The organism is Streptomyces sp. GbtcB6 (assembly GCF_019091475.1).
Taxonomy (GTDB): Bacteria; Actinomycetota; Actinomycetes; order Streptomycetales; family Streptomycetaceae; genus Streptomyces; species Streptomyces hyaluromycini.
The window spans coordinates 1-234 of sequence record NZ_JAGXJL010000500.1; the positions used below are offsets into that span (position 1 = coordinate 1).

A 234-nucleotide genomic window follows, 5' to 3' on the forward strand; every position below is an offset into this window, starting at 1 on the left:
CCCGGTAGAACAGGATCTTCTGGAGCCGGCGGAGGTCGGCGCCGCCGTAGCGCCGGTGGCCGGCGTGGCTGCGCCCGCCCGGGACCAGCAGGCCGGTCTCGTCGTAGTGGTGCAGGGTGCGCACCGTGACCCCGGCGAATCCGGCGTCCTGTCCGGCGGAGTAGCTCATGTCCGCTCCTTTGCGCGCTCCACCCTGGGTCCTCACGTCACGTGGAGCGCAAGCCCGTTCCGATC

1 protein-coding gene is annotated in these 234 nt (G+C 71.8%); it reads right to left on the bottom strand.

The annotated features are described in order from the left end of the window. Positions 1 to 169, bottom strand: a 169-nt coding sequence (locus KVT45_RS55790) for a MerR family transcriptional regulator (protein WP_217562792.1), incomplete at its 3' end; no start/stop codon positions are given. Positions 170 to 234 lie beyond the last annotated feature (65 nt).